This is a genomic window from Shewanella gelidimarina, assembly GCF_023283945.1.
Classification (GTDB): Bacteria; Pseudomonadota; Gammaproteobacteria; order Enterobacterales; family Shewanellaceae; genus Shewanella; species Shewanella gelidimarina.
In genome coordinates, this window is sequence record NZ_JAKIKW010000006.1 from 1 (window position 1) to 20,996 (window position 20,996).

The following is a 20,996-nucleotide window of genomic DNA, read 5'->3' on the forward strand; positions in this document are numbered from 1 at the left end:
AGTGCTTGAGATACGTCCATAAAAAATCCGAATGTAAGGAATACATTCGGATTTTCGCATGCTGAGAAGATCGGTCAACCGATCAAATATTGACTAACTGATCGGCATTAGAGCTTAGGCTCCTTTTATTATGATGATAGTTGAACTGCTAGCGTGTTAAGTGGGTTCACTCTGAATGATAAAGAGGCTTTTGCCATGATTGAGCCGAGCCAACAAATTGCTCAATGGCTTAGAGAGGATCAATACCGCTATCAAGCCCTATTGATGGCGGAAAAACTGCAATTACCGCAATGGATGTTGGCTGCAGGCTTTGTGCGTAATCTCGTATGGGATAAGTTGCATGAGACAGCGCCTAGACCGCTTAACGATATTGACCTTATCTACTTTGATGCCAGCAATCTCTGTGCGAGCCAAGACCGTGAGTATGAAGAGCAGTTACGTGCGCTTGCACCCGACTACCCTTGGTCGGTTAAGAACCAAGCTCGAATGCACCTTAAAAATAATGACCAGGCTTATACCTCTTGTTTTGATGCGATGAGTTTTTGGCCAGAAAAAGAAACGGCTATTGCCGTGACTATTAATCGGACAATGGCGGAAAATAGAGTCGTATCAGTAGCGTCTTTACCATTAGCGCTGCAAATCGTGACACCCTTTGGTAGCCAAAGGTTATTTCAATTGACGTTAACCCATAACCCTAAAAAATCTAAGCAACTCTTCCAACATCGAGTGAATAACAAACACTGGTTACAAGATTACCCTCTACTGCAAGTGATCAGTGAATGAATGCGAATGCTGAACTCAAGCCATAGTTGCAACCGTTGCTTACCTATAACGACTAACACTCATGATTACCGCTAATATCTACCACTAATTATCTGCATAAAATTGATGGACAATAATGTCATCATTAAGTCCCTATTCACTGCCTAATACCTTTATCAATGGTTCAACCTCTGTCACTTATTACAATATTTAATGGTTAATTAATTGTTAATCCAAACGGTTGCGCTAGTTCGTGCGATATACGGCCTAAGTGGTCTTTCGTCACGGAATCATAAGCTGCAACTTCAATATACCTTATGGAAGTGTGATCGCGATCACTTGTACGTACCACTAATTGGGTATTTAGCCATGGTGTTGATCTGGATCAAATGCGTGGCTGAATTATTCTGGCAGGGTACACGCAAATGTATGGATATTGATAATAAAAACAGCAGCTCATGTTGTATTGATGGAGTAATATGATGAACAAAAATATCGTTTCAGGATTGATTGCTACAGCCCTATTGACTACCGGTTTTACCTCTTCAGCACTAGCACACCAAGCGGGTGATATTATTATACGAGCAGGTGTTGCAGTCGTAGCGCCGAATGAATCAAGCCAAAATATCATAACGCCAGATCTTGGAGATCTAGGTCAGTTTTCTGTAAGCAACAATACCCAGTTAGGTTTAAACTTTGGTTACATGCTAACGGATAACATTGGTATTGAGCTGCTAGCGGCATCGCCATTTACACATGACATCTCTCTAGCCGGCGTGGGTAAAGTCGCTGAAACTAAGCAGTTACCGCCAACCTTAGTTGCGCAATATTATTTTGGTTCAGCGGATTCAAAATTACGTCCTTACATCGGCCTCGGTGTTAACTTTACCAATTTTTACGATAATGAAATTACTAATGATGTAGGCGGGCGCCTATCTGATTTGAGTTTATCTAACTCTTGGGGAATAGCGGGTCAAGTTGGCTTAGATTATCAAATCAACGATAGTTGGCTTGTAAATGCTTCGGTTTGGTATGCAAAAATTAGCACTGATGCTAACTTCAACTATAAGGTACTTGAGTCGAGCACTGTTGTGCCAGTGACCATTGAAACTGACATCGATCCATGGGTTTACATGGTTAGCATAGGCTATACTTTCTAGTCAGCAGGTTGACTTGGATTTACCCCTTAAAAAAAGGAGCCTTCAGGCTCCTTTTTTATCGATTAACGGCACTTCCCGTGAGTCGACTATTCTTTTTTAGCGGCTTTTTCTGCTTGCTTTTGTTCTTTGGTTTTCCAATGGCGCGTATTGTAAACGAACTCAGGTAGCAATTTGGTCAGCCATGCTACGAGGCGCCAGCGCTTAGTGACATAGACTTTACGTTTACCGGCTTTCATCGCTTTAATGACCTGGCTGGCAACTTCAGCTGGGGGAGAAAGCCAAATACGGCTTTGCTGTAAGGCAGCTTTATCGAGCAGACCCAGTTGGATGTCAGTGAGGGTTATGGGTAGCTTTAGTCGCTGAGCATGCATACACAGCCCTTCGAAGTAGTTCTCGGCATAACTTTTAGACGCATGATAGGCAACGTTTGGTCCGCCTCTTAGGCCTGCAATTGAGTTAATTGCCGCTAGTTGGCCATAACCTTGATCACGAAATAGCCTAAAAGCTGTATTGCATATAGCTGAAAATCCTTGCACATTAACGGTGATGATATCTTGCTCTGGCTGCCAAGGCAGCTCAGGGTCATAGCTATTTAAGCCAGTATTGACCAGTACAAGATGAGCACCACCTAGAGAGTGCCAAACTGCGGTAAGAGTTGAAATAATAGCTTGAGGATCATCTATTTGCAGTGGAAATACTTCAGACTTAGTCGGAAGCGATTGGCTAAACTCCATAAGAGATTGTGGATCTTGAGCTAATAAGGCGAGCTCTACACCATCGTCAGCAAGCTGTTTTGCTATTTCACGGCTGAGCAATGAGCTTGCGCCCACAATTATTGCAGTTGCTTGTGTCATATAAGTATTCGACTTCAAATAGGTCACTTATCATAGGAACATAAGTGTATTAGAACAAGATTAATTGTTTGTTGCTGTGACAAGGATGCTGAGTTCAGCCAAACGAAATAGAGGATCACGAGCTAATAACAGTGATATTAATGGTAAAGTTATATAAATTCAAGTTCGGACATATAGACTTCTAGAAGTCTTGATGTATTATTAGGAGTGTTAACATGAAAAACTGCTTTAAGCCTTTATTATCTTTTGTTGTCGCAGCGGGATTATTATCGGGCTGTGCGACCTCAAATGCCGTGGTCGAGATCCAAGGAGAGGTTTGGTACAAAGAGCGTATAGCATTACCAGCTGAAGCTGTTATCAGCATTAAAGTGCAAGACGTGTCGTTAATGGATGCACCTGCAGTTGTGATAGCAGAATTTGAACGCAGTGATATCAGTACGCCTACGCCTTTTCAGTTTTTGATCAACCGAGATCAGTTTGAGGCAGGGCACACTTATACGGTTGGGGCTCGTATCAGCCTTAACGACAAGCTTATTTTTATTAACGAACAAGCTTATAGAATTGATTTGGACTCTGCCGAGCCTATGTCAGTTTTGCTACAGAAAGTAGCGCGATAAATTAACTAGCATAGCTAGTATTACAAGCGCCTCTTTCTGTTATTACTCTCATTGAATAAGAGGCGCTGTATGCCGGTTAAAATCCCTGACAATCTGCCCGCGGCAGAGATCTTGGAGTCTGAAAATATATTCGTTATGTCTGAAACGCGCGCTGCGAATCAGGACATACGACCAATGAAAGTGCTTATTCTCAATCTCATGCCAAACAAGATTGAAACTGAAACCCAATTACTGCGTTTATTGGGTAATACGCCACTGCAAGTTGATGTTGATCTGCTGCGTATTCATGATAAGGAGTCTAAACATACCTCTATCGATCACATGAATAATTTCTACCGTGATTTTGAGCAGGTACGAAATAAAAATTATGATGGTCTTATCATTACTGGGGCGCCGTTAGGTCAGGTTGAATTTGAAGACGTCTCATATTGGGATCACATTCGAGAGATTATTGACTGGTCACAGCAGCATGTCACATCAGTGTTGTTTTTATGCTGGGCGGCTCATGCAGCACTCTATCACCTGTTTGGACTCAATCGTACGCTGCTAAAATCTAAGCGTGCAGGGGTCTTTGTCCATAAACGTACCAGTGAACATTTTCCATTGTTACGTGGCTTTGATGACGAATTTTACGCGCCACATTCTCGATTTGCTGAAATGAATGTAGAACAACTGCGTGAGCATCCTGAGTTGCAAGTATTAACAGAGTCAGAGCAAGCGGGCGCGTATATGGTTCTCAGCAAAAATAGCCGTAATTTATTTGTCATGGGTCACCCAGAGTATCAAAAATCGACATTAAAAGATGAGTACGCTAGAGACTTGTCGCAAGGATTATCACCTGAGGTACCGCAGAACTACTTTCGCAATGACGATCCGAGTCAACAGCCTATCGCTCGCTGGCATAGTCATGGCAGTTTGTTAGTCAGTAACTGGCTAAACTATTATGTTTATCAGTTAACGCCTTACAATTTGGACGATATGATTGGCATTACCCCTTTGGAGTCTAAAGACTAAAGCCGCGGTTTATATTGCTGGGTATTAACTGCCATCCACCACTAAGGTGCAATCCACTTTTAACTGTTGGCAAATTTTAAATACACCGTCTAATACCAATCGAGTACTTTGGTCTGCATTTACTTCAGAGGTGATAAGCAACTGCGAAATCTGTGGATCAATCCTTGACACTTTAAGGCTGGCACTAAGGTCACCTTTAGTTAACTCAATTAAATGATCATTCTCGTCTTGAGACACCATTTTCAACAACGAATTACTCTTGATGGTTTGTAAGGCGACTCGGTAAATATTGTCCGGTGTCGCATTAATATTAACCGTGGCAACTTCATGTTTTGCGCTTTTATAATAGGTAACGGCGCCTAATGTTGCTGCACCTACAGCGATACAAGCACACAATGATAACGCGATAAAACTCATCAAAAGTACATTTCTCATAAGCATACCTTCTCTTTTTGGTTGAGCAGTCGTTGCTCTTAATCGATTGTTATTTTGGCCATTAAAGTCATGTCACGTTTTGTTGCATAATAAAACAACCTAATAATAGGCTAGCGTAGAGAGGTGATAAGGCAAGTTGAAGTCTTAATTTTACGACTTTGATAAACATCATCACCGACTATTATCCGCCGTTACGCTTTGTCGCCAGTATTAATCCCTTTGCTCCCTATCTCACTCAGCTTTGTGTAAATTTTAAGTGACATCTAAACCTTATACTTTGGTAGATGTTTGACTAACTTGGCTTGCTTTACGTTCGCGTAAACGTCACAGTGTGAAAATGTTGAGCGAGATCACATTTAATGGGTTAACGGTTTTACGACAATGCGGTATTTATGCCGAGCGAATCACCTTAAGGTAAGTCGCTGTAATAGCGTATATAAAGTCTCCTTATACCATTGAAGTACATCGTTGACCGAGCACAAAAAACAAGCCTTAAAGTATTACTGGAGTATATATGAGTTCAGAACTGTCAAACCAAGACATCGTTATCGTTGCCGCTAAGCGCACCCCTATGGGTGGGTTTCAAGGTGCACTTTCAAGCGTCGCTTCTCCAAAACTTGCAGCGACTGCGATTAAAGGGTTAATGCAGCACAGTGGCTTAAATGCTGATCTGGTAGATGAAGTACTCATGGGCTGCGTATTGCCTGCAGGTCTTGGCCAAGCGCCTGCCCGCCAAGCCACTTTGGGAGCGGACTTGCCGCTTTCTGTCGCTGCAACAACAGTGAATAAAGTCTGTGGTTCAGGTATGAAAACCGTAATGCTTGCTCACGACTTAATTAAAGCCGGCAGTGCCAACATCGTCATTGCGGGCGGTATGGAAAATATGAGCCAGGCGCCTTATCTACTCGACAAAGCCCGTAGCGGTATGCGAATGGGTCATGGAAAAGTGTTAGACCACATGTTCCTTGATGGTTTAGAAGACGCTTATACCGGTGGCGCTATGGGCACTTTTGCTCAAAACACCGCTGATGACTTCAAATTGACCCGCGAGCAGATGGATGACTTTGCCCTGAGTTCACTGGAAAAGGCGAATGTGGCCATTAATGCCGGTGCTTTTGAAACGGAAATCACCCCCGTCACTGTGGAAAACCGTCGCGGCGATATCGTGGTGGATACTGATGAACAGCCAGGTAATGCCCGCCCAGACAAAATACCGACACTACGTCCTGCATTTGCTAAAGACGGCACTATCACAGCTGCAAACTCAAGTTCAATTTCAGATGGTGCAGCAGCATTGATGCTAATGACACGCGCACAGGCAACTGAGCTCGGGCTTGAAGTGATGGCAACAATCAAAGGCCATACAACCCATGCTCAAGAGCCTTCAATGTTTACTACGGCGCCAGTAGGGGCGATGAACAAGCTTCTAGAAAAAGTAAGCTGGAGTAAAGAAGAGGTTGATCTGTTCGAGATAAACGAAGCGTTTGCCATGGTCACCATGTTGGCAGTGTCTGAGCTTGGACTTGATATTGAAAAGGTTAACGTCAACGGCGGTGCATGCGCTTTGGGTCACCCTATCGGCTGCTCAGGAGCGCGTTTACTGGTCACGCTAATCCATGCACTTAAAGCGCGCGGCCTTAACAAAGGTGTTGCCTCTTTATGTATTGGCGGCGGCGAAGCCACTGCGATGGCAATTGAGTTATAAATTATTCATTAAGTGATAGATAGACTGTAATCAACAAGACTCGATTTAAGAGTGAGCCAGCGGTATACATCAGTGATGGTCCGCAACATAGAATAATAATGGCCACGCTTAAATCATCATTTTGCTCATCACTATCAATGATAGGCGATGAAAATTTAGGAAGCGATATGACTATTCAAGTTAAGCACTACATCGATGGCGAATGGATCTTAGGTAATGGCGAGCAACAGATCGCCGTCACAAACCCCGCTAATAACGAAACCATTGCTGTCGTTAACGCTGCGCTACCAAGCGAAGTTGAAACGGCAATTGCCAGCGCCAAAAAAGCATTCAAAACTTGGAAAGAGGTACCTGTTTCTGAGCGTGCACGCGTGATGCTTAGGTATCAGCACTTGCTAAAAGAGCATCATGATGAGATCGCCACCATTCTGGCACAAGAGACGGGTAAGACATTTGATGATGCCAAGGGTGATGTTTGGCGTGGTATCGAAGTTGCGGAGCATGCATGTACTATCGCGTCGATGATGATGGGCGAAACGGTTGAAAACGTGGCGCGTTCAATCGACACTTATAGCTACATCCAACCTCTTGGGGTGTGTGCGGGCATTACACCGTTTAACTTCCCTGCGATGATCCCGTTATGGATGTTCCCACTTGCCGTTGCTTGCGGTAACACCTTTGTGCTTAAGCCGTCAGAACAAGATCCAATGACACCGCAACGCCTTATTGAGTTGTTTGTGGAAGCAGGTGCGCCAAAAGGCGTTATACAGCTAGTCCATGGTGACAAAACGGCAGTGGATATTGTCTTGCGTCATCCAGACATTAAAGCCATCTCTTTTGTCGGCTCGGTTAATGTTGGTCAATACATCTATAAGACAGGTACCGATAACCTTAAGCGTGTACAAGCTTTTGCAGGGGCTAAAAACCACTGCGTTATTATGCCTGATGCAAATAAGCAGCAAGTGATCAATAACTTAGTGGGCGCATCGGTTGGCGCGGCAGGTCAACGTTGTATGGCATTGTCTGTCGCGATTTTTGTTGGCGCCGCGAAAGAGTGGATCCCTGAACTTAAAGCAGCGATTGCCAAGGTTAAACCCGGTCTTTGGGATGACAAAGAGGCGGCATACGGACCGGTTATTAGTCCAGCGGCTAAGCAACGCGTGGTGAGCCTTATTGCAAAAGGTATTGAAGAGGGCGCTGACTGCTTACTCGATGGTACCGATTTTACTGTTGAAGGCTATGAGTCGGGTAACTGGGTTGGTCCAACCATGTTCGACAAAGTCACAACGGAAATGAGCGTCTATAAAGAAGAGATTTTTGGTCCAGTACTGTGTTGTATGAATGCCGAATCATTGGAACAAGCTATTGAGATTGTTAACGGTAGCCCCTACGGTAATGGTACGGCTATCTTCACGGCCAGTGGCGCTGCAGCCCGTAAATACCAGCATGAAATTGAAGTGGGTCAGGTCGGTATTAACGTACCAATTCCAGTGCCGCTACCTTTCTTCTCATTTACCGGCTGGAAGGGCAGTTTCTATGGTGACCAACATGCATACGGTAAGCAAGCAGTGCGTTTCTACACTGAAACTAAAACCATTACAGCACGTTGGTTTGAGTCTGATATTGCGGTTGCATCAGCGCCTAATATGACGATTGACCTTAAGTAATGCCAGAGATTGCCATCTAACACCGTTAGATGGCAATGAGCGTTAATGAGGGTGAGGCTTGCACCGCACCCGCTCAAATAACGAATAGAGGTCGGCAGCGATAAACGCATGCAAAGACCCACAGCCTTGTTAGCGCTGACCACCCTAGAGTGACTAGCTAGCGCTAAAATATTGAGGCACTCGACAGTACAACAGGAGCACCCGATGGATTTCAATCTGAATGACGATCAACGCCAATTCGCCGACTTAGCCGCTCAATTTTCAAAAGAAGAGCTCGCGCCCTTTGCGGCTCAATGGGATGCCGAACACCACTTTCCAAAAGATGTTATTCAAAAAGCCGGTGAGCTGGGTTTTTGCTCTTTGTATTCACCTGAATCTGAAGGGGGCATGGGCTTATCTCGTTTAGACTCTTCCATTATATTTGAACAACTTTCCATGGGATGTACCGCCACGACGGCTATGTTGACGATTCACAATATGGCCACTTGGATGGTCACCAGCTTTGGCTCAGAAGCGCTGCGTAGCGAATGGTCTGAATCATTGACTACCGGTCAAAATCTAGCGTCATACTGTTTAACTGAGCCAGGCGCAGGTAGCGATGCGGCTTCACTGCAAACCAAAGCGGTGCGTGATGGTGATGACTATCTTATTTCCGGCTCTAAAGTGTTTATTTCAGGCGCGGGCGCAACAGAGCTGCTAATCGTGATGTGCCGTACCGGCGAAGCGGGGCCAAAAGGGATCTCGGCCATTGCCATCCCCGCCGACGCAACAGGTGTTATCTACGGTAAAGCGGAAGATAAAATGGGCTGGAATGCACAGCCAACGCGTCAAATCACCTTTGATAATGTCCGCGTCCCCGTGAGCAATTTGCTTGGTGAAGAGGGCCAAGGTTTTACGTTTGCAATGAAAGGACTTGATGGCGGCCGTATCAATATTGCCACTTGTTCGATTGGTACTGCGCAAGCTGCGCTTGAACGTGCCACTCAATATATGAATGAACGTAAACAGTTTGGTAAGCCTTTAGCGACCTTTCAAGCACTGCAGTTTAAGTTAGCCGATATGGCAACAGAGTTAGTGGCAGCCAGACAATTAGTGCGTTTGGCGGCATTTAAACTGGATCAGCAAGATCCTGAAGCAACGGCGTATTGCGCCATGGCAAAGCGTTTTGCTACCGATATCGGTTTTCAGGTGTGTGATGCAGCGCTGCAGATCCACGGTGGGTATGGTTATATCCGTGAATACCCGCTAGAGCGTTATGTGCGTGATGTGCGTGTGCACCAGATCTTAGAGGGCACCAACGAAATTATGCGTTTGATTATCTCTCGTCGTTTATTGGATGAAAACGCCGGCGCGATTTTATAAGCCGTTTATTTGAACACCGTTTCATCACAGATTTAAGATCATTTAACAGGAGTTTCCATGTCACTACTATTAGAGAAAATCGTCGGCCATACCGCGGTTATTAGCATGAACAACCCGCCAGCGAATACATGGACTGCAGAAAGCTTACAAGAACTTAAAGCAAAAGTGCTCAAACTCAATGATAACAAAGCCGTTTATGCACTGGTGATTACTGGCGAAGGAGACAAGTTCTTTTCCGCCGGTGCTGATTTAAAGCTATTTGCCGATGGTAATAAAAATAATGCGGCAGATATGGCACGTTATTTTGGTGAAGCATTTGAGGCGCTAAGTGCCTTTCGCGGCGTATCAATAGCCGCCATCAATGGCTACGCGATGGGTGGCGGTCTGGAAGTGGCCTTAGCCTGTGATCTTCGTATTTGCGAAGAGCAAGCGCAATTGGCATTACCAGAAGCAACGGTAGGGTTACTTCCTTGTGCGGGTGGCACCCAAAACTTAACCGCATTAGTGGGTGAAGGCTGGACTAAGCGGATGATCCTATGCGGTGAACGTATTAAATCCGCTAAAGCTGAAGCGATAGGTCTGGTAGAAGAGGTGGTTGCTACGGGCACCAGCTTTAATGCCGCAATGGCACTGGCAGAGCGAGTGGCCAACCAAAGCCCTAGCAGTGTTGCTGCTTGTAAACGTTTGATCCAAGCGGGTCGCACTATGCCAAGAACGCAAGCATTACCGCTAGAGCGTGAAGAGTTTGCTAACCTGTTTGATACAGAAGATCAAACCGAGGGCGTAAGTGCCTTTTTGAATAAGCGTAAAGCAGTTTGGAAGAACGGCTAATGGCAACGACGACAACCGAAAACAGCAACAGTGTGGTGTTCCAAACGTTGGGCACCGCATCTGGCAAACACATTGGCGTAGCAACACTTAATATCGAAAAAGCCCTTAACGCGCTTAATATTGAGATGGTGCAGGCGTTAACCAGCCAGTTAACAGCATGGCGCAGTGACAACAATATCGTTGCTGTGGTGTTAGATGGCGCAGGCGAAAAAGCGTTCTGTGCGGGTGGCGATGTACGCGCTATTTATCATGCCGCGTTGGCAACGCCAGGTGAAGTGACTGCTCAAGCCACGGATTTTTTTAAGCAAGAGTACCAGTTAGATTATCTGTTACACACGTTTGCTAAACCGGTATTGGTATGGGGCGATGGCATTGTGATGGGCGGTGGACTTGGCCTAATGGCGGGCGCAAGTCACCGAGTCGTGACCGAACATTCGCGTATCGCGATGCCCGAAGTGACCATTGGTTTATACCCCGACGTCGGCGGCAGTTATTTCCTCAATCGTATGCCTGGTAAAACAGGGCTGTTTTTGGGGATGACCGCATACAACATGAATGGTGCTGATGCACACTATGTTGGCATCGGTAATCACTACTTAAATCGCGATGATAAAGAGTTACTGTTTGATGCGATGGCAACGCTTGCATGGGCAGACGATAAAGCGTTTAACCATGAGATGCTGCATGCCCTTATCGATGACATGCAACTCGAGTGCGACACGCCGCTCGCGCCGAGTCAGCTTGAAACGCATCAAGTACTGATTGATGACTTAATGGATGGCGAGTTAACAGCCATCGTTGCGCGGGTAAGTGCATTGGATGACACCCTTAAACAGGCGCAGCCTTGGTTAGCTAAAGCCTGCAAAGTGATGTTGGCGGGTAGCCCAATCAGCCTAGCATTGGTACACCAACAGTCACAGCTTGGCACTGAGATGAGCTTAGCGGACGTGTTTAAGTTTGAATTAGGCCTAAGCGTTAATTGCTGTGCTAAAGCTGATTTTGCTGAAGGCGTGCGCGCGTTACTGATTGATAAAGATAGAAACCCTAAATGGTTATTTAGCAATGTGGCTTCAATACCGAGTGATTTAGTGTCATCACTGATGATCTCCCCTTGGGATGAAAGTGATCACCCTTTAAGGGATATGCTTTAAATAATACGACTGGTTTACACGGATACGTTATTGCACTTGTTAAAGTGCACAGGAGCAAAAGATGAGTACTGTTGCATTTATTGGTTTAGGAAACATGGGCGGCCCAATGGCCGTAAATCTGATTAAAGCGGGCTTCACCGTTAAAGTGTTTGATTTGGTTCCCGCTGCAATGCAAGCGTTGGCCGAACAAGGCGCACTCACGGCAACTAGCGCCTGTGGCGCTGCCGCTAGCGCAGACATTGTGGTGACTATGTTGCCAGCGGGCAAACATGTTCGTAGCCTCTACATTGGCGATGCCGAAAATAAAGGCATAGTGGATGTGGTTGCAAAAGGGACATTACTCATTGATTGCTCTACCATCGATGCCGACAGTGCACGTTTTGTGGCAAAGCATGCTGCAGACAAGGGCCTAGAGTTTATCGATGCGCCAGTCTCGGGCGGCACCGCAGGCGCAGCAGCAGGCACGCTGACCTTTATTTGTGGCGGCAGTGATAACGCATTTTCGCGCGCGCAGGGTGCACTTAATGCAATGGGAGGCAATATATTCCATGCTGGTGGCCCGGGTGCTGGGCAAGTCGCTAAGATTTGTAATAATATGCTGCTCTCAGTGTTGATGGTTGCCACATCTGAATCTTTACAAATGGGCGTTGACCATGGGCTCGACCCTAAAGTGCTTTCAGATATTATGAAAGTCAGTAGTGGGGGTAATTGGACATTAGATAAATATAATCCTTGCCCAGGAGTTATGGAATCGGTACCGTCTTCAAACGATTATCAAGGCGGCTTTATGGTCGATTTGATGGTGAAGGATTTGGGACTTTCTCAAGAAGCGGCTTTGTTATCAAATTCAAGCACGCCAATGGGAGCTTTAGCGCGCAGTCTTTATGTGAATCATGCACGCCATGGTCACGGTAAACGCGATTTTTCGAGCATTTTTGAGCAGTTTGCTAATACTCAACAGATAAAAAACAAAGGGTAATTCGATGGATTTAAAAGATAAGGTTGTTGTTATTACTGGTGGTGCGGGCGGACTAGGCTACGCGATGGCGGAGAATTTTGCGGCAGCAGGTGCCAAGCTAGCACTTATCGATGTTGACCAAGAGAAGTTAGAAAAAGCCTGTGCAAACCTTGGTGACACAACTGAAGTACAAGGTTACGCATTAGATATTACTGATGAAGAAGATGTCGTAGCGGGTTTTCAGTTTATTAAAGAAGACTTCGGCCAAGTTAACGTACTGGTAAACAACGCGGGTATTTTACGTGATGGTTTAATGGTAAAAGCCAAAGATGGCCAAGTCACAGACCGTATGTCTTATGAGCAGTTTCAATCTGTTATTAACGTCAACTTAACCGGCACATTCTTGTGTGGCCGCGAAGCGGCAGTAGCAATGATTGAAACCAAGCAAGAGGGGGTGATTATCAACATCTCTAGTGTTGCTCGGGCAGGCAACATGGGTCAGTCAAACTACTCAGCGTCTAAAGCGGGTGTTGCGGCGATGAGTGTGGGTTGGGCTAAAGAGCTTGCACGTCACAATATTCGCAGCGCAGCGGTAGCACCAGGCGTAATTGAAACTGAAATGACGGCAGCAATGAAACCTGAAGCGCTTGAGCGTCTTGAAAAAATGGTGCCAGTCGGGCGTTTAGGTCAAGCGGAAGAGATAGCGTCTACCGTGCGTTTTATTATTGAAAACGATTATGTCAACGGCCGCGTGTTTGAGATCGATGGCGGTATCCGTTTGTAATATCGACTCACTCAATAACAACTAACGGGCTTTTGCCCGTTTTTTTATGAGAGTGATTAAGCGTTTGAATTTGAACAATAGTGAGGATTTACGTCATAATAGACGTACTTCAAATTACGGTTATTTTAAAAGAGGAGACAAGGTTACAATGGACTGGTTAGAGAAAATAACCAAGGTGATGATGCTCGTGGTCGGTTGTTGCGGAGTGTTAGTGATCTATTTGGGCTTTTTTTATTTGATGTTTAGCGGCAAAAGTACCGCCATTATTCCCTGGTACATATTACTATCACCTTGGGTTTGCATCTATTTTGGACTAAAAAAACAGACTCAATTTGAGATAAAGCAGTGGTTTATTAAAAAGTTTACGCGTAAATAATGCCGCGCTTACACAGCCTTTAGCGCGACCTAAGCTTGTCATTTAAGTCTCTACGGAAAGTGTTGCATCTATTTCCCCATACTCTGCGGACCTCAGTGATTTTATTTGAGATAGTCGCTGATATTCCTTGGATTAAGCGCATTTAACGTAAGGGGTATTCACCAATACCTAATGGAGTTGATATCATCGTCACGTTAGCTAATAATTGCTATTAGCGCTTTAAAGCATTATGGCATTCGATTACTTATATTTTACTTTGACAATACTTAGGCAGCTAATGAGATTTTTAATTGCATCGATACTGACGTTTGCAACGTTATTGATAACCGTTGGCTGCGATGTATCTAAGCCAAAGCATACGGACGCCGTCGTTTCCGAATCATTACCGGTTGGCGTACAAATAGCGGATTTCGGTAGCTGGACATCTCCTGTTACCGCTGAGCATGTTTATGATTTGTCAGACAGTATAGGTGAAATCCAAGTCACTGCAGGTAGCCTCTATTTTACCATTCTTGATGCGAGCAATGAAGGGCGGCGTGGGGTCAAACGTATAGAAGCTGCGGGGACTGTTGTTGATGCCATTCCCTCCAATTTTGATATTGGCAGCCGTGTACATGAATATGGCGGAGCCCCTTTTGTGGCGATAGGAAATAGCCTCTTTGCCACCAAGCAATCAGATCAGCTGTTGTACCGTATTGCACCAAATCAAGCACCGTTTCCATTAACCCCCGCAGGCACCCGACATGCTGACTGTATATCCAATTCCAAAGCGTCGCGTTTAATCTGTGTCAGGGAAGATCATCGAGATGCAGACAAAGTGGTTAATCAGTTGGTGGGTATTAACTTAAGTTATGCAGACGAAGGTACCGTACTCGCTACCGGTGCGGATTTTTACTCCACTCCAGTGATCTCTCCAGACCAAACTAAATTGGCGTGGATAACATGGGATCACCCAAATATGCCATGGGACAACACCAAACTATGGCTCGCAGAACTGGATAACAAAGGCGCGGTAGTCAATGTCAAACAAGTCGCTACAGAGCAAAAGGGGTCAATCACGCAACCTCTTTTTAGCCCTAATGGACAGCTTTATTTTGTCGCAGATTACACTAACTGGTGGAATATCTATCGCCTAAACGAGTTTGAGCAAACTGAGGTTGTGTTAGCGCAAGAAGCTGAGTTTGCCGTTGCTGATTGGCAACTAGGTCATCACAATTACGCATTCGAAAATGAACATACGTTAATCGCAAGCTATAACCACGAAGGCGAAGCAGGGCTTATTCGTATTGATACTGAAAGTGGTGTGACCGATCCTATCGCGGTTGATTTTGCAGACATTACCTATGTGACTAAAAGTGACTATGGCGTGGTTTTCGTTGGGGCTAAAGAGACGCCTGAAAAAGGCATTTATAAAGTTCAAGGCCGCTCAGCTCAGCTGATCTATGCGCCAGAACTGACCGTTATGGACCCCCGTTTTATCTCTACAGCCGAAAGTGTCAGCTTTACAACGGGTAATAGTGATACGGCCCATGGTTATTTATATAAACCCGCAAATCCAGATTTTCAAGCACCAGCTGGACAAGAGCCACCGTTAGTGATGTTTCTGCATCGCGGTCCAACGGCTCAGGCAAGTCGAGCATTTAGGCGTGATATCCAGTATTGGACCAGTCGTGGTTTTGCCGTCTTTGATCTCAATTATCGTGGTAGTACGGGTTTTGGTCGGGACTATCGCAATCGCCTTTACGGTAATTGGGGGAAGTCAGATGTAGAAGATGCGGTCAGAGCCGCAGGATATTTAGTCAATAATGGCGATGTAGACGGCCGAAAACTGGCAATAAGAGGGACTCGTGCTGGTGGCTTTACTGCACTATCAGCGGTGGCCTATTACAGTACGTTTGGCGCAGCGGTAAGTTACTCAGGCATTAGCGATATGGAGTTATTTAAGCGCAACTCTCATAAGTTTGAGAGTCATTATTTAGAGACGCTCATTGGCGGATTTGATAATTATAAGCGCCGTTCAGCAATGAATAACCTCTCTGGGATCAATGAACCTTTACTGCTTATTCAAGGGGTTAACGATTCACTCATCCCTGCAGAGCAAACGTTGCAGCTTTATAATGCAATAAAACGAAAGGGTAAACCTGTAGCCTATCTTGAGTTTAATGATGATGCTGCTAATCGTGTCTCCCCCCAAAGTAGGAAGCGCGCACTGGAATCTGAGCTGTCATTCTATGGTCAGGTGTTTGGCTTTACCCCCGCAGGAGACATTCCTGTACTCAAGATTGAGAATGTAGAACATTTAATACGCAGATAAGCTGCAATCGTTAGCGCCTGAGTTAAGATCGGGGGCTGAGGCCTTTTAGAATCGCGCAGTTGGGCTGGCTGCCACCTTGGCAATCTTTGATTAAATGCTGCAGCTGCTGCTTCAAATTACTCAGTTGATCAATTCTTTGCTCAATATCATCGAGATGTTGTTGGGCAAGTGCTTTTACATCCGCCGCATTACGCTGGGTATTTTGCTGTAGATCGAGTAGCGCCTTACAATCTTCTAATGTAAATCCCAGTGCTCTACAGTGTTGTATAAAACATAAGGCATCCACTTCTGCTTGGCTGTACTCACGGTAGCCATTCTCATTTTTTCGAGTTTCCACCAAACCAATATCGTGATAGTAACGTATACTTTTTACTGATAAATCCGTCAGTTTTGCGACAGCACCAATTTTCATGATCTCTCCTACTCAAAATAATGTTAATTAACGTTTGACTCTCCCCTTGTAGGAGACATTACTCTTAGTGCATTAAAGATACAAACCTTAGTGAATCGGGAGTGTTTCAATGCAAAGTATTAATTTATATGTCCCTAACATGAGCTGTGCAAGTTGTGTGGCAAAAATTGAGTCCGCTTTTTCCAAAGTGAACCTTAAAGGAGGCAATGGCAATACGATTAGCGCCAGAGTCAACCTTGCGGACAAGCAAGTGCAGGTGTTCGGTGATATTACACCTGCAAAAGCAATTGAGCTCATCAAAAATGTGGGATACGACAGTGAACAGTTGCTTGATGCTCGAAAAGGCGTTGAGAAAAAAGAGGCCGATGAGGTTAAAGAGTATCGAACTCGCGTGATACAAGCTGCAATAGGGTTAGGTCTCGGTGTGCCGTTAATGGTGTGGGGCTTACTCGGCGGTGAAATGATGGTGAACAACGCCAACCAGCAACTGGCATGGGGCGTTGTGGGTGTGGTGACGTTTGTCGTGATGGCCACAACTGGACGTCATTTTTTTCAGGGCATGTTGCGTGCAATAAAAGCCCGTAGCGCCAATATGGACACTCTCATCGCATTGGGGACCTCTGCTGCATGGATCTATTCGATGCTGGTTGTCATCGCGCCTCAGTGGTTCCCTGCTGATACGCGTCATGTCTACTTTGAAGCCAGTGTGATGATTTTGGGTTTGATTAACTTAGGCCATGCATTGGAGCTTAGAGCGAGAGGAAAAACCAGTGAAGCGGTGCAGCGCTTACTGGGCCTACAAGCTAATACCGCAATACGCGTTACCGATACCGGCGATGAAGAGGTCGAAATTGATCAGATTAGCTTAGGTGATCATCTGCGCCTGCGACCTGGTGACAGAGTGGCGCTTGATGGTGAGATAGTCAGTGGGCAAACACTGATCAATGAATCCATGTTAACCGGCGAGCCAGTGCCAGTTCACAAAGCGCCTGCAGATAGCGTCAGTGCCGGCACCGTTAACGGTAATGGCAGTGTCATCTATCAAGTGACCGCGGGTGCAACAGAGAGCAAACTGGCCAAAATTATTGAGCTAGTGCAGCAAGCGCAAACATCTAAAATGCCAATAGGGCGCTTAACGGATAAAATCTCAGCTTACTTCGTTCCAGTGGTTATCATTATTGCGCTGTTAAGTTCAGTCATTTGGTATCTATTCGGGCCAGAGCCTGCGCTATCACATGCATTAGTGGTGTTGACCAGTGTGCTGATTATTGCCTGCCCTTGTGCTTTGGGGCTAGCGACGCCAATGTCGATTATGGTTTCAGTGGGTCGCGCAGCGAAAATGGGCGTCTTAGTGAGAAATGGCGAAGCGCTGCAAACGGCAAGCAAGGTCACCACTGTGGTGCTTGATAAAACGGGCACCATTACCCAAGGTGCGCCAGAGGTGACTGAGTTTATCCTGTTGCAATCCGATGTGGACAAGCATGACTTACTCAGTGATATTGCGGCATTAGAGCAACACTCTGAACATCCGCTTGCCAGCGCGATCATAGCCAAGGCTAAGCTGTCATCTATCCTGCTTAAAGAGCCAGAACAGTTTACCAATGTGCCAGGCCGGGGAATAACTGGGGTTGTGGCTGGTATCGAATATACCATTGGTAACATGAGCCTGATGCAACAGATTGGACTAGATGATTTTTCCGCTTATCAAGCGCAAGTGTCGTTACTTGCAAGTCAAGGGCAAACCCCTGTCTTTGTGGCAAGAGAGCAAAAGCTCATTGCCATCATAGGGATAAGCGATCCGATAAAAGAGGATGCCGTTGAAGCGGTAGCCGCCATGAAAAAGAGTGGCCTAAAGGTGGTGCTACTCACGGGTGATAACGAGCAAACGGCGCAAGCTGTTGCCAATGTCGTTGGCATTACCAACGTATTTGCCAATGTTTTACCACAGCAGAAGCAGCAAAAAGTGATTGAGTTGCAACAAGCGGGTGAAGTGGTTGCTATGGTGGGGGATGGCATTAATGATGCGCCAGCACTCATGAGCGCCGATATTGGCCTTGCGATGGGCAGTGGCACTGATATCGCCATCGAAAGTGCAGACTTTACTTTGTTATCTGCAAGGCTCATGGTAGTAGCCGAAACACTATTACTGGCAAAAGCCAGCATGAAAAATATCAAGCAAAATCTATTTGGCGCCTTTATCTATAACAGCTTAGGGATCCCATTAGCAGCAGGGGTATTGTTTCCCTTTACTGGGATGTTACTCAGCCCCGTCATCGCGGGTGCAGCCATGGCAATGTCATCATTAACCGTGGTGAGTAACGCCAATCGATTGCGCAAAACCAAGCTTGTTTGAGCATCATCTTGTATTAGCATCACCTAGTGCGAACTTTTAAATATGATTGTCATCTGACATAAGTTGGGACTGTTGATCTTTCGAGCTTGGTTTTTGTTCGAATTCGATGGTTTCAGTATGAAAGTTGAGCGATAATACTTAGCTTGCTAAGGAAAATGCTCGTAACGCAGTCTAATAGTATAAAGAATAGAAACATTGAAACGCCCCCGAAGGGCCGCGTTTCTTGGCTATTTTTACTGTGTTGTAGGCTATTTGTGGAGAATGACTAAACGACATAGCCTCCGCCTTGTTAAAATCGCCAATAAACAGCGGCAAAAACAACCATGAAAGATCAATAGCCCCTAATCACAGTTGATAATTTAGGCTAAAATGCTATAATATCGCGCTTAATTTTATAGGCTGTGCGCGGACTTGCGCGAGTCTTCGACCAGTGAGTTGATTTAGGGTTAATGGCCCTATTTGATTTACTGGTTTTTGTTTTATCTATGATCTCTATAAGTCATATAACCAAAAGCGGAATGCCACTTTGATTACTACAGCTAATATCACCATGCAGTTTGGCGCTAAGCCACTGTTTGAAAACCTCTCAATAAAGTTTGGCGGCGGAAACCGTTACGGTCTTATCGGCGCGAACGGTTGTGGTAAATCAACCTTTATGAAGATCCTTGCGGGCGATCTTGAGCCAACGTCTGGTAACGTTTCACTGGATGTTAATGAACGCTTAGGTAAGTTGAGTCAGAACCAATTTGGTTATGAAGAGTTCAACGTTATTGATACCGTTATCATGGGACACGCCGAGCTTTGGGAAGTGAAGAAAGAGCGAGATCGTATCTACTCTTTACCTGAAATGACTGAAGAAGACGGCATTAAAGTTGCTGATCTTGAAATGGAATTTGCTGAGATGGACGGTTATACCGCCGAATCTCGTGCTGGTGAACTGTTAATGGGCGTCGGTATCGGTGTCGAACAGCATTTTGGTCTTATGGGCGCAATCGCACCTGGTTTTAAGTTGCGTGTACTATTGGCTCAAGCATTGTTCTCAGATCCAGATGTACTGCTACTTGACGAACCAACCAACAACTTGGACATCGACACCATTCGTTGGTTGCAAGATATGCTGAACCAACGTAACAGCACCATGATTATCATCTCGCACGATAGATATTTCTTGAACTCTGTTTGTACTCATATGGCTGATTTGGATTACGGCGAAATGCGCGTATTCCCAGGTAACTACGATGAGTACATGATGGCTGCACAGCAGTCACGTGAACGTTTGATCTCAGATAATGCTAAGAAGAAGGCACAAATTTCTGAGCTTCAAGGCTTCGTAGCACGTTTCTCTGCTAACGCGTCTAAAGCAAAGCAAGCAACCTCACGTGCTAAGCTAATCGATAAGATTAAGCTTGATGATATTAAAGCCTCAAGCCGTGTGAATCCCTTTATTCGTTTCGAACAAGAAAAGAAATTATTCCGTAATGCATTAATTGTTGAAGACCTAACAAAAGGCTTTGACGTTCAACTGTTTAAAGATCTTAATCTGATTGTTGAAGTCGGTGAGCGTATTGCTGTTTTGGGTCATAATGGCGTGGGTAAAACCACATTGTTACGCACATTAGTACACGACATCCCACAAGATTCAGGGACGATTCAATGGTCTGAAAACTCTGCGATTGGTTATTACGCGCAGGATCATGAATCAGACTTTGAAAACGAGATGACATTATTTGACTGGATGAGCCAATGGCGCAAACCAGAAGATGATGACCAATCTGTACGCGGTTACTTAGGCCGTATGCTGTTTGGTTCTGACGATATTAAGAAGTCAGTCAAAGTGCTTTCTGGTGGTGAGAAAGGTCGTATGTTGTTTGGTAAGCTAATTATGCAAAAGCCAAACATCTTGCTACTTGATGAACCGACTAACCACATGGATATGGAATCAATCGAGTCATTGAACAACGCGCTTGAAATGTACGAAGGTACATTAATGTTCGTCAGTCATGACCGTGCGTTCGTATCATCAATTGCTAACCGTATTCTTGAAGTGACGCCCACTGGCGTGAATGACTTCAGAGGAACTTATGATGAGTTCCTTGCGAGTAAAGGTATTGAAGGGTAACTTTCAGCAATAAAGAAAAGCCCGATTCGTCGGGCTTTTTTGTGTCTTGAGATCCGCTAGTGGTTCAAGATCTTGTTCATACAATAGTGTGACTCATTCACGATAAAAAAAACGGCAGATTA

The 20,996-nt window shown here is 45.2% G+C and carries 18 protein-coding genes; 15 read left to right on the forward strand and 3 right to left on the reverse strand.

From position 1 onward, the window contains the following. The first annotated feature begins 195 nt into the window (after positions 1–195). Both L2729_RS07065 and ompW read left to right on the forward strand, forming a co-directional pair. Entirely contained in the window at positions 196–783 is a 588-nt protein-coding gene (locus L2729_RS07065) for a nucleotidyltransferase family protein (protein ID WP_248987645.1), read from the forward strand. Positions 784–1,241: 458 nt separating this feature from the next. Then, positions 1,242–1,922: an outer membrane protein OmpW gene (ompW, locus tag L2729_RS07070; RefSeq protein ID WP_101092275.1), complete on the forward strand. Its 681-nt coding sequence runs from the start codon at positions 1,242–1,244 to the stop codon at positions 1,920–1,922. A gap of 86 nt (positions 1,923–2,008) precedes the next feature. Here ompW and L2729_RS07075 read toward each other — a convergent pair whose 3' ends face one another. Continuing rightward, on the reverse strand, positions 2,009–2,776 hold the full coding sequence (locus L2729_RS07075; protein ID WP_248987788.1) for an SDR family NAD(P)-dependent oxidoreductase: 768 nt from the start codon (positions 2,774–2,776) through the stop codon (positions 2,009–2,011). Positions 2,777–2,991: 215 nt separating this feature from the next. Here L2729_RS07075 and L2729_RS07080 point away from each other — a divergent pair, with 215 nt between their 5' ends. Next, positions 2,992–3,393 (forward strand): YbaY family lipoprotein, encoded by a 402-nt coding sequence (locus L2729_RS07080; RefSeq protein ID WP_248987646.1) that lies wholly within the window; start codon positions 2,992–2,994, stop codon positions 3,391–3,393. Between the two features lie 69 nt (positions 3,394–3,462). Continuing rightward, positions 3,463–4,407 (forward strand): homoserine O-acetyltransferase MetA, encoded by a 945-nt coding sequence (gene metA, locus L2729_RS07085; protein WP_248987647.1) that lies wholly within the window; start codon positions 3,463–3,465, stop codon positions 4,405–4,407. Positions 4,408–4,431: 24 nt separating this feature from the next. Here metA and L2729_RS07090 read toward each other — a convergent pair whose 3' ends face one another. Beyond that, complete coding sequence (locus L2729_RS07090; RefSeq protein ID WP_248987648.1) at positions 4,432–4,842, reverse strand: DUF3568 domain-containing protein; 411 nt, start codon at positions 4,840–4,842, stop codon at positions 4,432–4,434. A 514-nt stretch (positions 4,843–5,356) separates the two neighbouring features. On the opposite strand from L2729_RS07090, the gene L2729_RS07095 reads away from it, so the two are divergent. From L2729_RS07095 to L2729_RS07135, 9 genes are all read left to right on the forward strand, one after another. Then, a complete protein-coding gene (locus L2729_RS07095) occupies positions 5,357–6,547 on the forward strand; it encodes a thiolase family protein (RefSeq protein WP_248987649.1) in 1,191 nt (396 codons plus the stop codon). A gap of 167 nt (positions 6,548–6,714) precedes the next feature. Then, positions 6,715–8,214, forward strand: a complete 1,500-nt coding sequence (locus L2729_RS07100) for a CoA-acylating methylmalonate-semialdehyde dehydrogenase (protein ID WP_248987650.1) — start codon at positions 6,715–6,717, stop codon at positions 8,212–8,214. A 204-nt stretch (positions 8,215–8,418) separates the two neighbouring features. Beyond that, on the forward strand, positions 8,419–9,576 hold the full coding sequence (locus L2729_RS07105) for an acyl-CoA dehydrogenase family protein (RefSeq protein WP_248987651.1): 1,158 nt from the start codon (positions 8,419–8,421) through the stop codon (positions 9,574–9,576). Positions 9,577–9,633: 57 nt separating this feature from the next. Continuing rightward, positions 9,634–10,407, forward strand: coding sequence for an enoyl-CoA hydratase (locus L2729_RS07110; protein ID WP_101092267.1), 774 nt, complete (start codon positions 9,634–9,636; stop codon positions 10,405–10,407). Beyond that, on the forward strand, positions 10,407–11,558 hold the full coding sequence (locus tag L2729_RS07115) for an enoyl-CoA hydratase/isomerase family protein (RefSeq protein ID WP_248987652.1): 1,152 nt from the start codon (positions 10,407–10,409) through the stop codon (positions 11,556–11,558). Before L2729_RS07110 ends, L2729_RS07115 begins: the two co-directional genes overlap by 1 nt. Positions 11,559–11,619: 61 nt before the next feature. Continuing rightward, entirely contained in the window at positions 11,620–12,537 is a 918-nt protein-coding gene (gene mmsB / locus L2729_RS07120; protein ID WP_248987653.1) for a 3-hydroxyisobutyrate dehydrogenase, read from the forward strand. Positions 12,538–12,541: 4 nt separating this feature from the next. Then, positions 12,542–13,300 (forward strand): SDR family oxidoreductase, encoded by a 759-nt coding sequence (locus L2729_RS07125; protein WP_248987654.1) that lies wholly within the window; start codon positions 12,542–12,544, stop codon positions 13,298–13,300. Between the two features lie 148 nt (positions 13,301–13,448). Beyond that, positions 13,449–13,676 (forward strand): hypothetical protein, encoded by a 228-nt coding sequence (locus L2729_RS07130; RefSeq protein WP_248987655.1) that lies wholly within the window; start codon positions 13,449–13,451, stop codon positions 13,674–13,676. Between the two features lie 277 nt (positions 13,677–13,953). Then, positions 13,954–15,990, forward strand: coding sequence for a S9 family peptidase (locus tag L2729_RS07135; protein ID WP_248987656.1), 2,037 nt, complete (start codon positions 13,954–13,956; stop codon positions 15,988–15,990). 22 nt (positions 15,991–16,012) lie between these two features. Here the strand turns inward: L2729_RS07135 and cueR are convergent, their stop codons facing one another. Next, positions 16,013–16,402, reverse strand: coding sequence for a Cu(I)-responsive transcriptional regulator (cueR, locus tag L2729_RS07140; RefSeq protein ID WP_248987657.1), 390 nt, complete (start codon positions 16,400–16,402; stop codon positions 16,013–16,015). 109 nt (positions 16,403–16,511) lie between these two features. Between cueR and L2729_RS07145 the strand changes: the two genes are divergently transcribed. Both L2729_RS07145 and L2729_RS07150 read left to right on the forward strand, forming a co-directional pair. Continuing rightward, positions 16,512–18,755, forward strand: a complete 2,244-nt coding sequence (locus L2729_RS07145; RefSeq protein ID WP_248987658.1) for a heavy metal translocating P-type ATPase — start codon at positions 16,512–16,514, stop codon at positions 18,753–18,755. 526 nt (positions 18,756–19,281) lie between these two features. Then, positions 19,282–20,874 (forward strand): ABC-F family ATPase, encoded by a 1,593-nt coding sequence (locus tag L2729_RS07150; protein ID WP_248987659.1) that lies wholly within the window; start codon positions 19,282–19,284, stop codon positions 20,872–20,874. Positions 20,875–20,996 lie beyond the last annotated feature (122 nt).